Here is a 12,449-nt window from a genome sequence, read left to right as displayed (position 1 = left end):
AGTTTTAGACTAAAGTTTTAAGCCCATGTCAAATCAGGATCGGTTGGTTTTTATCTGCTATCGGTGAAAGATCGTTCGCCTCACGGGGACGGGAGGAACCAATGCGTTGCCTGCGAAGCAAGCGTGTGTACGCTTCCGTTCTCGTTGCGGCATTCACCTTGGCGAGCAACCATGGCGCGCTCGCCCAGAGTCGGGAGGTGACCAGCGCGCAGGCGTCCGCCATCCGGGCGATTCCCGGCACGGTAGGCCTTGCCGGATCGTACGGTCGCATCGAGGACGATCGCGAAGGCTTTCTCGGCACGACGCGCTGGCATCAGGAGTCGGTTTCCGGTGACATGCGCATGGGAGGTGCCTGGTTCGGTCTGACAGTCAATCACACCCGGTCGAAGAAGGACCTCGACGAGCACACGCTGACATCGGGCGCCGATGCCGGTGCGCGGGTGTTCGGGGGGACCTCGCGGACCGTTAGTAACGGGATCGTGCTGCGTGGCGGCACCTCGATCGGCGCTGCCAGCATCGGCGCCTTTGTTGGCTACGACACCGGCGAGACCGATGAATTTCGCGCGGGCGGGGGCGTCACGGCAGACTGGACGCGCGACGTGGATACCCGGTCCTTCGGTGGCTACGTTTCGACGCTGATCGATCTCGGATCGGGGTGGTACGCGATGCCGACGGTCCAATACGTATGGTCACGCACCGTGTCCGAGGCGACGACCGACTCCCTCGGCCAGACCGTTGCCGAGGAGCGCGACCGGTTGAGCCGCGGCCTGTTCGGCGGCGAGATCGGCTACCAGACCTTTGCGGGCGACTTGATCGCCACCGCCGGTGTGCGGCCCTATCTGGTCCACGACTTCCACCAGTTCCGCAATTTCTCCGACGACTCGGCGCTGGATCTGACCGCCTTCTTCACCCTCGGTGGCGAGCAGCTGTCTGCCGGCATCGAGGTGACGGGTACCGTCGGGCGCACCGACACCGACTCGGCGAGCGGCCGGATCTTCGTTTTGTGGCGCTTCTGATGACCCGTCAATCAACTACCGCATGCCGTCATCCCCGCGGATACGAGGGGAGCCATCACAGTGACAATGGATTTTCGCTCGTACAGGAATGCCCTGCGTGTCTGGGTGCCCGGGTCGATCCACGTCGGCGGAACACGTCATGCGGCAGTATGTCTACAGTTCGTTCGCGCGGCCGTGCGGCGCTGCCGGCGGGTCGCATCGGGACGGGAGGCATGACGCATGCTGAAACAAGGTAAGGCCGGGGCGCTAGCTCTCCTCGTGGCGATCGGCCTGCTGTTCGCTGCACCGATCGCTGCGCAGCAAATGGGTGGCAATATGGGCGGCGGCGCGGGCGGCGGCGCGGGCGGCGGCGTGGCGGGGGGCTACATCACCGCTCCGCCTCCGCCACAGCCGGTGATAGGCATGCGGCAGCAAGCCGTCGGCTCGTCGGACAAACAGGTCGACCAGCCGGACAAGTGCAAGACCTGCGAGAACTGCCTCACCGAGCAATGCCGCACCATGTGCTGGCGGCGCTATTGCCGCAGGTAGCTTCGCTTCGCTGGCGCCTGCATCGGCGCGGCAGCCGCACCCATTGCAGGCATTGGTCCTGCGGGGCGGGCACCTGCGGCCGACTGAGTAGGCTACGACAAGCGCTGCAGGGACGGGGCACGTCCGCCCACGGCAGTGTCAGCCCGCCAGGGCTTCCTTGACCCAGCCATTGGCCTGCTTGGCGTCGAAGTTGGTGCCGTACCTGGCCTTGAGCGCGCCCATGACCGCGCCCATCGACTTGGGGCTGCGATCGGCGAGACCGGCGACGGTTTCTGCGATGAAGGCCTTGACCTCGGCTTCGGAGGCCATCGCCGGCAGATAGCTGCCGAGAATGTCGGACTCGGTCCGCAGCACCGCGAGGCGGGCCTCGTCCTTGATCACCGCGAGCGCTTCCTGGTTGTTCTTGAGGAACTTGCGGATGGTTTGCTGGACTTCGTCGTCGCTGCTCTCGCGGTTGCCGGCGTTCTTGCCGACCATCTCGGCTTCGCCGATCAATGTGCTCAGCAAGGTGGCTCGCACGCTGTCGGCAGCCTTGCGGGCGAGCAGGGAATCCTTTTTCAGTTGGGCCATGAGACTCATCGAAATACTCCGTAGTGACAGTTCGTGATCGGGGGTGGGCGACCGGCCCGGCGTGGCGCGAAGGATAACGTACCCGCCTGCATGCGGCGTATCGATGTGACTCGAAACTGGGCGCGGCCCCGCAGCCCGACTATGCTTGATCGTACACGCCTTGGATCGCCGCAATCCGCGGGTGGTTCGGGTTAAAACATTTGCACAAAATAGATTTTATAGAATACGTGGCCGTAAGTCGGAACAAGGAAGTTCGATGTGTGGCATTGCCGGTGAGGTGAGATTCGACGGACAGTCGCCCGATCTGGGGGCGCTGGCGAGGATGAACGAACTGCAGCGGAGGCGCGGTCCGGATAGCGGGGGCGTGTTTGCGCAGGGGGCTCAGGCGTGGGGACACCGGCGCCTGAAGATCATGGATCTGTCCGAATCCGCCCAGCAGCCGATGGTCGATAACGAGCTCGGGTTGGGCATCGTGTTCAACGGTGCGATCTACAACCACCCCGAGCTGCGCCGCGAACTCGAGGGCAAGGGCTATCGCTTCTACTCCCACGGCGACACCGAGGTGCTGCTCAAGGCCTATCACGCCTGGGGGCCGGATTTCGTCCAGCGCCTGAACGGCATGTTCGCGTTTGCAATCTGGGAGCGCGACAGCGGCAGGGTGCTGCTCGGCCGCGACCGGCTCGGGATCAAGCCGCTGTATTACGCCGAGATTGAAAGTGGTCTGCGCTTCGCGTCCAGTCTGCCGGCGCTGGTCGCCGCGGGCGGCGTCGACACCGCGATCGATCCGGCGGCGCTCAATTACTACCTGTCCTTCCACGCCGTGGTACCGGCGCCGCACACCCTGCTCGCCGGGGTGCGCAAGCTCGCCCCGGGTACGCTGATGAGCATCGCGCCCGACGGCACCCGCTCCGAGCGCAGCTACTGGTCGCTGGTGTATCCACGGGATGCGGCCGACGAGGCGCGCAGCTTCGAGGAATGGACCGAGATCCTGCTCGACGGCCTGCGCGCGGCGGTGAAGCGTCGCCTGGTGGCCGACGTGCCGGTGGGCGCGCTGCTCTCCGGCGGGGTCGATTCCAGCCTGATCGTCGGCCTGATGGCCGAGGCCGGGGTCAAGGATCTGCGCACCTACAACGTCGGTTTCGAGGACGTGGGTGGCGAGAAGGGCAACGAGTTCGAGTACGCGGACATCGTCGCGCGCGAATTCGGCACCGTGCACGAGCGCATCTTCGTGCCCGAGGTCGAGCTGCTGCGGCGCCTGCCGGAGGCGGTCGAGGCGATGAGCGAGCCGATGGTCAGCCACGACTGCATCGGCTTCTATCTGCTGTCCGAAGCGGTATCGCGGCACAGCCGGGTGGTGCAGAGCGGGCAGGGCGCGGACGAGGTGTTCGGCGGCTACCACTGGTATCCGAAGCTCGCCGGCAGTGCCGATCCGGTGGCCGACTATCTCGCCGCCTTCCGCGACCGCGACTTCGACGAGTATCAGCAGGTCGTGAACCCGTGGTATCACGGGCTCGACTGCAGCGCGGCCTTTGTCGCCGCCAGCTTCGACGCGCCGGGCGCCGACAATCCGGTGGACAAGGCGCTGCGCCTCGACACCACCGTCATGCTGGTCGATGACCCGGTGAAGCGGGTCGACAACATGACCATGGCTTTCGGCCTGGAGGCGCGGGTGCCCTTCCTCGACCACGAGCTGGTGGAGCTGGCCGCACGCATTCCGGCGCGCCACAAGCTGGCGCATGGCGGCAAAGGGGTGTTGAAGGAGGCTGCGCGCAAGGTGATTCCGGCCGCGGTGATCGATCGGCCCAAGGGCTATTTTCCGGTGCCGGCGCTTAAATACCTGCAGGGCCAGGTGCTCGAGCGCGTGCGCGATGCGCTCTCGAGCCAGGCGGCGCGCGAGCGCGGGCTGTTCCGCAAGGATTACGTCGACACCCTGCTCGCCGATCCGTCCGCGCACATGACGCCGCTGCGCGGCTCCAAACTGTGGCAGCTCGGCCTCCTCGAATGGTGGCTGCAGAGCCATGTTTCCTGAAGGCCGCCCGATGATCCGCAAGCAACTTTCCCGCGCCCTGCGCGCCGGGCATCAGCCCCTGCATCTGCCTGCCGGTCAGCCCGAAGCGGTGGCGATGCCGGAGAACGTCATCATCGAATGCGGCTGGGGCCGTCTGCTGCCGGCGCAGACCTGGCGCGATCCTGCGCTGCTCGCGAGCGAGTTGCTGCAGGAGCGCCCCGGCCAGCGCGACATTGCGTTCTACGTCGAGAAGCCGCAGGTGGTGGTGGGGAGTGCCCCGCAGCAGCTGTTCCTCGACCCGTCGGACGCGTTCCGTCTGCAGCTGACGGGCTATCGCACCCAGTCGCCGGGGCGGCGGGGTTTCACCCTGCGCCGGCTGCGCACCCGGGTGGATGTGGCGGCGATCAACACCCTGTACCGCTCGCGCCGCATGGTGCCGGTGGACCCGCAGCGGGTGTGGCGCGAGCGCGCCAGCCGCGCGATCACCTATGCCCTGGCCGAAGACCGCGCCAGCGGCGAGGTGCTCGGGGTGGCGATGGGGCTGGACCATGTCGAGGCCTTTGCCGACGCCCAGCACGGCGCCAGCCTGTGGGCGCTGGCGGTCGCGCCGCAGGCCGCGCATCCGGGCATCGGCGAGGCGCTGGTGCGCTATCTGGCCGAGCACTATCTGGCGCGCGGACGGGCATGGATGGACGTCTCGGTGCTGCACGACAACGAGCAGGCGATCGCGCTTTACGAGAAGCTCGGCTTCCAGCGCATTCCGGCGTTCGCGGTCAAGCGCCGCAACGCGATCAACGAGCCCTTGTTCACCGGCCCGGCCGATGCGCTCTGCGCGCTCAATCCCTACGCAAGAATCATCGTCGACGAAGCCGGCCGGCGCGGCATCCATGCCGAGGTGCTGGACGCGGAGAACGGATATTTCCGCCTCACCCTCGGCGGGCGCGGCATCGTGTGCCGTGAATCGCTGTCGGAGCTGAGTTCGGCGATCGCGATGAGTCGCTGCCAGGACAAGCGCGTCACCCTGCGCCTGCTCGCGGGCGCCGGGCTGTGCGTGCCCGCCCAGATCGATGCCGACGACGCGCCGGCCCGCGCCGCATTCCTGGCCACCCACGGCGCGGTGGTGGTGAAACCGGTGGAAGGCGAGCAGGGCAAGGGCATCAGCGTGAATCTGGTGGGCGAGGACGAGGTCGAGGCGGCAGTCGAGCGCGCACGCCGGTTCTGCGACCGGGTGATCGTCGAGCAGTTCTGCAGCGGACAGGATCTGCGCATCGTGGTCATCGACTTCTGCGTGGTGGCCGCCGCCGTGCGCCGCCCGCCGGCGGTGGTGGGCGACGGTGCAAGCAGTGTGCGCGCACTGATCGAGAAGCAGAGCCGGCGCCGCGCCGCGGCCACCGCTGGCGAGTCGCGCATTCCGCTCGACGACGAAGCCGCGCGCTGCGTGCGCGCCCAGGGCTGGGAACTCGACGACGTACTGCCTGCCGACACCTGCCTTCAGGTACGCAATACTGCCAACCTGCACACCGGCGGCACCATTCACGACGTGACCGCCGAGCTGCATCCGGTGTTGCGCGCCGCCGCCGAGCAGGCCGCCCGCGCGCTCGACATTCCGGTGACCGGGCTCGATTTCCTGGTGCCGGCGGTGGACGGGCCGGACTACGTGATCATCGAGGCCAACGAACGCCCCGGCCTTGCCAACCATGAACCGCAGCCGACCGCCGAGCGCTTCGTCGACCTGCTGTTCCCGCGCACCCGTGCGCACACCGGAGGAATTCCCGCATGACGGAAACGCCTTTGCCCCCGATCGACTACGCCTATCTGGAAGAAACCCTGCTGCAACTGCTCGCCATCCCCAGCCCGGTGGGTCTGACCGATGCCGTGGTGCGCTACGCCGCCGGCCGCCTGGAAGCGCTGGAGATTCCCTACGAAATTACCCGCCGCGGCGCGATCCGCGCGACCCTGCGCGGACGCGAGGCGCAGCCGGCGCGCGCGGTGGTCGCCCACCTCGACACCCTGGGGGCCATGGTGCGCGGCCTCAAGCCCAATGGCCGGCTGGCGATCGTGCCCATCGGCCACTGGTCGGCGCGCTTTGCCGAAGGCTCGCGCCTGACGGTGTTCACCGACGACGGCCATGTGCGCGGCACCTGCCTGCCGCTGAAGACCTCCGGCCACGCTTTCGGCAATGAGATCGATACCCAACCGATCGGCTGGGAGCACGTCGAGGTGCGGGTGGATCTGCCGGTGAACGACCGCGCCGGGCTGGAGGCCGCCGGCGTGCACGTCGGCGACTGGATTGCCTTCGACCCACAGGTGGAAATCCAGCCCGACGGATACATCAATTCCCGTTATCTCGACGACAAGGCGGCGGTGGCGGCGCTGCTGACCGCGTGCAAGGCGGTGCGCGATCACAAGCTGCGGCTGCCGGTGGATGTGCACCCGCTGCTGACCATTACCGAGGAGATCGGCTCAGGTGCCTCGGCCGCGTTGCACGGCGAGATTGCCGAGATGGTCAGCCTCGATATCTCGATCGCGGCCCCCGGGCAGAACACCTCGGAACACGCCACCACGATCTGCATGCAGGACATGTCCGGGCCCTTCGACTACCACCTCACCCACAAGCTGATCGCCCTGGCCCGGGAACACGAAATCCCCCATCGGCGCGACGTGTTTCTGTATTACCGCTCCGATTCGGCGGCGGCGGTGGAGGCGGGCAACGACATCCGCACCGCGCTGATCGGCTTTGGTGCGGACGCCTCGCATGCCCAGGAACGCACCCACCGCGAAGCGCTCGAAGCGCTGACGCGGCTGGTGATTGCCTACATGACCAGCGAGCCGGTGGCCCGCCGGGATTGTCAGTCGATGGGTTCGCTCGATGGCTTCACCGAGCAGATCTGTCCGAGCGACATGGTGCTGCCGAACACGCCCTTGCCGGCACCGGATTCCTTCTTGGACGGAGGATTGACCGATACCGCGTCGGAGCGCCTCTGAGCCTGCCGTTCAGGCAGGCCCGGGGCAGGTCGCGACCGTCGCCGGTGCGTTCGGGCGCGCTAGATGCTGCAGGAGTCGGTGCGCCAGTCGGGCACCGGTGGCAGCCAGGTGGCGTTTGCACTGCTGCCGATCGGCATGCACACCGGCATGCCGTCGCTGCGGCACTCCTCGCACGCGCACAGGGTGTTCTGCTGATCGAGACTCAGGCAATAATGCCCGTGAGGGAACGCGCGCAGATCGGGATCGGGATCGCCATACTCGAAATCATCGACCCGCACCATTTCCAGGAACCGCTCGACCGCGGGCCGTCCGCGAAAGGTGGTGAGCTGGCCGTTGCTGGTACACACGCACCGACCGTCCATAGACAGGGTGTAACACTGATCCTTGGCTTCGCCCACCTGATGCACCCGGATGTTGACGGCCTGGCGGTGCCATTCCGGAGCAACTGCGAGTTCGAGCCATGTCGCTACGCGTCCGCTCATATCCATGTCTTCTCTCCTCGTATATTTTTTTACGGCTGTAAAAGAAGCATAGAAGACAGGTCGGACAAATTCCATCTCCTTGAGCATTCAAGTGTTACTTGATTTGTTGCGGCCAACGCATATGACAAAGGCGTCGTTGGGGTCGCGTCTGCGGCGACGCACCTGGCCCGCCCGTTTTCCCGCATTCCGATTACTCACCCGCGCGAGTGGCCGAAGCCACGCTTGTCGGTCGGAGTTCGCGACCCGCCAGTTGCGGGCACAGATCGAGCTCGACACAGGCCTCGCTGAGGTTGAGATCCCGCCCCAACAGCAGGCGCACGTCGGAGACCAATCCGGCCGACGAAGCCTCCAGGATGGTCGGGCGGAACGGCAGGCGCGCAGCGAGCGCTTCGGCCGCGTCGCGGAAACCTTTCCGGTACTGCACGACGGAGGCGGGCTCGTTGAAGGGGCGCTGGTTGGTGAGGCGGGGGAAAGTCATCCCGCCCCGCTGCAGCAGGGTCGCGATGCGCCGGGCCAGGCCCGTGTTGCCGTGGCCGTTGGAAACCTCGTAGCGCACCGGGCGCGACGATGGCACGGCGGGGGCGAGTGCGGCGGGGGGGAGTGCGGCGGGGGTGAGCGCGGCGAGGGGGGCCGCCGACGCGAGGGGGGGCGCCGACGCGACTGCGGTGGCGAACGACGCGGGCGACAGTCCCGACCTGACCGGCGCGGCCAAGGACACGGGCGACAACCCCGACCTGACCGGCGCCAGGGACAGCGCCCACTTTGCCGGAGGGGTTCGTTCCGCTGCGCGGGCGGGGGGCGCGGCGGTGGCCGGGGTGGTGAGCAGTTCGTAGATGTTCTCGGCGATCTTGACCAGCCGAGCGCCCACATTCGCCTGTACCAGCGCGGGTCCGGATGCACGCCCGACTGCCGACAGGCTGCCGGCCGTTGGCCGGGCCGGGTTGGCTGCGCCGGCATCGGCGATCGGACCCGGCCAGGTCCCGTCGGCCCGCGCTCCGGCAAGCTCGCTGTTGCGCTCGTCACCCAGGCGCCGATATGCGTCGGCGAGATTGCGCCAGGCGCGGCGGTTGTTGCCGTCGATCTGCACGGCGCGGCGCAGCGTGACGACCGCACCTTCGTCGCGGCCGGAGAGGAGCATCGCATAGCCCAGGTTGTTATGCAGATGACTTGCCGTGGGGGCGAGCGCCACCGCGCGTTCGAGCGCGCTCATGGCTTCCTCCATGTGCCCCAGGCGCGCGTGCAGGGCACCCAGCGCGTTCCAGGCGGGAACGAAGCCGGGGTCGACTTCGACTGCCTTGCGGTAGGAATCGAGCGCCTTCTCGGGCGGCGGCCGGTTCTCCTCGAGACGACCCAGGGCGTAGTAACCCTCCGCGTTGAGGTTGCCGTGGCGCACGCGCATGACCGGTTCCACCGTCATCGCCTTGTCCGGCATCACCGGGGCGGTGCTGCAGGCGCCGAGCAGGGTCGCGCTGAATGCGGCACCGAGGATGTGGGCGAGCCTCGTCGTTTTCATTATGGTTCTCCTTGGGCTAACCGCCGCCGGCCATGGTCGGCAGCAGGATGCGGTAGATCTGGATCATCGCCGGGCCGAGCAGGACCAGCATGAGCGACGGAAAGATGAAGAAGATCAGCGGGAACAGCAGCTTCAGCGCGATCTTCGCGGCGGCTTCCTCGGCGCGCTGGCGGCGGCGGGTGCGCAGCATGTCGGAATGGATGCGCAGCGAGGCGGCGATGCTGGTGCCGAAGCGCTCGGCCTGGATGATCATGGCGACGAAGCCTTCGACCTCCTCGACGCCGGTGCGGTTGCCGAGATTGCGCAGGGCGCGCGCGCGTTCAAGGCCGGCTCGCAGCTCGAGCGTGACCAGATGGAGTTCCTCGGCGAGCGTCTCGCTCTTGTGCTGCATCTCGTCGGCGACGCGAACGAGCGCCGCTTCGATGCCGAGACCGGCTTCGACGCAGACCGTCATCAGGTCGAGCGCGTCCGGAAAGGTCTCGAAGATCTCGCGCTGACGCACGAAGATCAGGCGGTTCAGCACAATGTTCGGCAGGTAGTAGCCGACCGCTGCAGCGAGCAGGACGACGAACAGCGTGCCCTGGAACTCGAGTTCGGGCGCCGACACCAGCACGGTGAAATACGCCAGCAGGGGCAGTCCGAGCGCGAGGACGGTCTTGATGCCGAAGAACGCGAGCGGTGCGGACGCATGGCGGATCCCGGCGTGCATGAAGCGCGCGCGCAGTGCGGAGGTGTCCTCGCTGTCCTCGGGGGTCGAGAGCTTGGCGAACGGGCGGGTGAGTTTTTCCGTGCGCTCGATCCAGGAGTCGGTGGCGGGCGCCGCCGCCCCCTTTCCGCCGGCCAGCGCGTTCAGCCGGTCGGCCGTTGGCGAACGCGAGAACAAACTCATGACGAAGAACGCGCCGGCCGTCACGGCGACGAACAACAGTCCGAGAAATGCGATCTGGGTGTGGCTCATGTCTGTCCCCTTGTCATTTTGTCCGGCTAGACCCGGATACGGATGATCCTGCGCATCCACAGGACGCCGACGACCATCAGGCACAGCGCGCCGTATATGAAGTTGATGCCTGCCGGGTCTTCCCACAGCACCTTCATGAAGTCCGGATTGACGATGTTGATCATGGCCGCGGTCGCAAACGGCAGGCTGCCAAGAATCCACGCCGACAGCCGTCCCTCGGCCGACAGCGTGCGAATTTCGCCATACAGTTTCAGGCGGGCGCGGATGATCGCGCTGATGTTGTCCAGCAACTCGGCGAGATTGCCACCGGATTCGCGCTGGATCAGGACCGCGATCACGAAGTAGCTCAGGTCGGTGCTGGCGGTGCGCGACGCCAGATTCAGCAGCGCCGTCTGTTGCGGCACGCCGTAGTTCATCTCGTCGAACAGGATCCGGTACTCGCCGCCGATCGGGTCCTTCATTTCCTCGGCGACCATCTTGATCGCGGTCGGAAACGCGTGGCCAGCACGCATCGCCCGCCCCATCAGGTCGAGCGCCTCCGGCAATTGCCGTTCGAAGTGCTGCATGTGCTGAGTGCGCGCCCGCAGCACGTAGAACGTCGGTAGCGCGGCCAGCACGCCGGCGGCGATCAGGCCGACAAACATGGGCCGGTGCAGAAGTACCGGCAGCGCGAAGCCAAGCGCGCCCAGCGCCACGGTCCAGCCGAGAAACTGGATGAGCGTCAGCGACAGGCGCGACTGGACGATCATCCGATTGACGCCGTCCAGGTGCGTTACCGCCGACAGCAGACGGTCGCCCGCTGCCGAACCGGTCGCGTTCTGCTCCTTGTACAGCGATGCCGCGCGCCCGCCCTGGGCGCCGGTCGAAACCTCTTCGAGACGCCGGTTGAGGCGCTTCACTTCGGCGCTGTGCGTCGATGCCCACCACAGATAGCCGCCTTCGAGGAACAGCACCACGGCGATGAAGGTCGCCAGCGCAAATAGCAGGGTCAGGATATCCATGTCAGCCTCACTCGAAGCGTCGCGTCGGGTCGAACATGTCCTCGGGCAAGCGGATGCCGAAAGATCGCAAGCGGTCGGCGAACTGCGGGCGCACGCCGGTGGCGGCAAATTGACCCTGCACCACGCCTGCTTCCGAGATGCCCTGCTGGCGGAAGGTGAAGACCTCCTGCATCGTGATCATGTCGCCCTCCATGCCGGTGATCTCCTGGATGCTCACCAGCTTGCGTTTGCCGTCGGTCAGACGGATCGCCTGCACGATCACGCCGATCGCGCTGGCGATCTGGGCGCGCGCAACCTTGGGCGGGAGGTTCGCGCCGGACATGCCGATCATGTTCTCCATGCGGCCCAGCGCATCGCGCGGGGTGTTCGCGTGCACCGTCGTCATCGAACCCTCGTGGCCGGTGTTCATCGCCTGCAGCACATCGAAGGCTTCGGCGCCGCGCGTCTCACCGAGGATGATGCGATCCGGGCGCATGCGCAGCGCGTTGCGTACCAGCGCCCGCTGGGTCACCTCGCCCTTGCCCTCGATGTTCGGCGGGCGGGTTTCGAGCCGCACCACGTGCGGCTGCTGCAACTGCAGTTCGGCCGCGTCCTCGATCGTGACGATGCGTTCGTCTTCGGGAATGTTGTGCGACAGGATGTTCAGCAGCGTCGTCTTGCCGCTGCCGGTGCCGCCGGAGATCAGGATATTTATCTTCGCCCGCACCAGCCCGGCGAGCAGTTCGGCCATCCCCGGCGTCAGCGCCTTGAACTCGATCAGCTTTTCGATCGTCAGCGGAATCGCCGCGAAGCGCCGTATCGACACCACCGGCCCGTCGAGCGCGAGCGGCGGGATGATCGCGTTCACCCGCGAGCCGTCGGGCAGGCGCGCGTCGACCATCGGGCTGGACTCGTCGACACGCCGTCCGACCCGCGACACGATCTTGTCGATGATCTTCATCAGGTGCGCGTCGTCGCTGAACGTGATGTTCGTGTGCTCGATCTTGCCGTGACGCTCGACATAGATCTGCTGCGAGCCGTTGATCAGGATGTCCGACACGGTCGGGTCGGCGAGCAGCGGCTCGATCGGCCCCAGTCCGAGCATTTCGTACTGGATGTCGCGGACGAGGTCGCGCCGTTCGCTGGTGTTGACGACGACGTTCTCTTCGGCGAGCAGCCGCTCGACCATCAGGCGCAACTCTTCGCGCAGCCGCTCGGGCGCGAGATTCTCCATCGCCTCGAGATCGATGCGCGACAGCAGCAACTGATGGATGCGCATCTTGAGGGCCTGGTAGGCCTTCGATCCACCGGTATCGGGTGCTGCCGGGCGCTGGCCGATTTCCGGCGAGACCGCTTCGAGACGCTGGCGCAAACTCATTTCATATTCCCCTGGTCATTTGGCAGGCTGG

General features: G+C 66.7%; 11 protein-coding genes. 5 read left to right on the top strand and 6 right to left on the bottom strand.

Translation table 11 applies throughout. The annotated features are described in order from the left end of the window. The first annotated feature begins 101 nt into the window (after nt 1–101). Together AC3A35_RS26495 and AC3A35_RS26490 are read left to right on the top strand one after the other, a co-directional pair. A complete protein-coding gene (locus tag AC3A35_RS26495; protein ID WP_487439547.1) occupies nt 102–1,016 on the top strand; it encodes a hypothetical protein in 915 nt (304 codons plus the stop codon). 219 nt (nt 1,017–1,235) lie between these two features. Beyond that, nucleotides 1,236–1,544 (top strand): hypothetical protein, encoded by a 309-nt coding sequence (locus AC3A35_RS26490; RefSeq protein ID WP_487439546.1) that lies wholly within the window; start codon nt 1,236–1,238, stop codon nt 1,542–1,544. 138 nt (nt 1,545–1,682) lie between these two features. On the opposite strand, the gene AC3A35_RS26485 is transcribed toward AC3A35_RS26490, so the two are convergent. Next, the gene (locus tag AC3A35_RS26485; RefSeq protein ID WP_487439545.1) at nt 1,683–2,123 is read right to left on the bottom strand and encodes a GatB/YqeY domain-containing protein; all 441 of its coding nucleotides are present in this window, start codon (nt 2,121–2,123) and stop codon (nt 1,683–1,685) included. Nucleotides 2,124–2,370: 247 nt separating this feature from the next. On the opposite strand from AC3A35_RS26485, the gene AC3A35_RS26480 reads away from it, so the two are divergent. From AC3A35_RS26480 to AC3A35_RS26470, 3 genes are read left to right on the top strand one after another with little or no spacing between them, the layout of a single operon-like run. Then, nucleotides 2,371–4,143 carry an N-acetylglutaminylglutamine amidotransferase gene (locus AC3A35_RS26480; protein ID WP_487439544.1) on the top strand — a complete coding sequence of 591 codons (1,773 nt, stop codon included), beginning with the start codon at nt 2,371–2,373 and terminating at the stop codon, nt 4,141–4,143. Nucleotides 4,144–4,153: 10 nt separating this feature from the next. Beyond that, nucleotides 4,154–5,902, top strand: a complete 1,749-nt coding sequence (ngg, locus tag AC3A35_RS26475) for an N-acetylglutaminylglutamine synthetase (RefSeq protein WP_487439543.1) — start codon at nt 4,154–4,156, stop codon at nt 5,900–5,902. Continuing rightward, a complete protein-coding gene (locus tag AC3A35_RS26470) occupies nt 5,899–7,107 on the top strand; it encodes an osmoprotectant NAGGN system M42 family peptidase (RefSeq protein WP_487439542.1) in 1,209 nt (402 codons plus the stop codon). The genes ngg and AC3A35_RS26470 overlap by 4 nt, the downstream gene beginning before the upstream one ends. 59 nt (nt 7,108–7,166) lie before the next feature. Here AC3A35_RS26470 and AC3A35_RS26465 read toward each other — a convergent pair whose 3' ends face one another. The 5 genes from AC3A35_RS26465 to AC3A35_RS26445 form a co-directional block, all read right to left on the bottom strand. Next, entirely contained in the window at nt 7,167–7,595 is a 429-nt protein-coding gene (locus AC3A35_RS26465) for a hypothetical protein (RefSeq protein WP_487439541.1), read from the bottom strand. Between the two features lie 184 nt (nt 7,596–7,779). Continuing rightward, the gene (locus AC3A35_RS26460; protein ID WP_487439540.1) at nt 7,780–9,102 is read right to left on the bottom strand and encodes a LytR C-terminal domain-containing protein; all 1,323 of its coding nucleotides are present in this window, start codon (nt 9,100–9,102) and stop codon (nt 7,780–7,782) included. Nucleotides 9,103–9,118: 16 nt separating this feature from the next. After that, entirely contained in the window at nt 9,119–10,060 is a 942-nt protein-coding gene (locus tag AC3A35_RS26455; protein ID WP_487439539.1) for a type II secretion system F family protein, read from the bottom strand. Nucleotides 10,061–10,086: 26 nt separating this feature from the next. Beyond that, nucleotides 10,087–11,061, bottom strand: a complete 975-nt coding sequence (locus AC3A35_RS26450) for a type II secretion system F family protein (protein ID WP_487439538.1) — start codon at nt 11,059–11,061, stop codon at nt 10,087–10,089. Between the two features lie 7 nt (nt 11,062–11,068). Beyond that, complete coding sequence (locus tag AC3A35_RS26445; RefSeq protein ID WP_487439537.1) at nt 11,069–12,418, bottom strand: TadA family conjugal transfer-associated ATPase; 1,350 nt, start codon at nt 12,416–12,418, stop codon at nt 11,069–11,071. Between the last annotated feature and the right edge of the window lie 31 nt (nt 12,419–12,449).

Source organism: Azoarcus sp. Soil_N_20 (genome assembly GCF_057656155.1).
This window is presented reverse-complemented; position numbering and strand designations above follow the sequence as displayed.

Bases quoted from the DNA above. Each gene is read 5' to 3' on its own strand.
- AC3A35_RS26495 (WP_487439547.1), top strand. From the start codon at position 102: ATGCGTTGCCTGCGAAGCAAGCGTGTGTACGCTTCCGTTCTCGTTGCG.
- AC3A35_RS26490 (WP_487439546.1), top strand. From the start codon at position 1,236: ATGCTGAAACAAGGTAAGGCCGGGGCGCTAGCTCTCCTCGTGGCGATC.
- AC3A35_RS26485 (WP_487439545.1), bottom strand. From the start codon at position 2,123: ATGAGTCTCATGGCCCAACTGAAAAAGGATTCCCTGCTCGCCCGCAAG.
- AC3A35_RS26480 (WP_487439544.1), top strand. From the start codon at position 2,371: ATGTGTGGCATTGCCGGTGAGGTGAGATTCGACGGACAGTCGCCCGAT.
- ngg (WP_487439543.1), top strand. From the start codon at position 4,154: ATGATCCGCAAGCAACTTTCCCGCGCCCTGCGCGCCGGGCATCAGCCC.
- AC3A35_RS26470 (WP_487439542.1), top strand. From the start codon at position 5,899: ATGACGGAAACGCCTTTGCCCCCGATCGACTACGCCTATCTGGAAGAA.
- AC3A35_RS26465 (WP_487439541.1), bottom strand. From the start codon at position 7,595: ATGGATATGAGCGGACGCGTAGCGACATGGCTCGAACTCGCAGTTGCT.
- AC3A35_RS26460 (WP_487439540.1), bottom strand. From the start codon at position 9,102: ATGAAAACGACGAGGCTCGCCCACATCCTCGGTGCCGCATTCAGCGCG.
- AC3A35_RS26455 (WP_487439539.1), bottom strand. From the start codon at position 10,060: ATGAGCCACACCCAGATCGCATTTCTCGGACTGTTGTTCGTCGCCGTG.
- AC3A35_RS26450 (WP_487439538.1), bottom strand. From the start codon at position 11,061: ATGGATATCCTGACCCTGCTATTTGCGCTGGCGACCTTCATCGCCGTG.
- AC3A35_RS26445 (WP_487439537.1), bottom strand. From the start codon at position 12,418: ATGAGTTTGCGCCAGCGTCTCGAAGCGGTCTCGCCGGAAATCGGCCAG.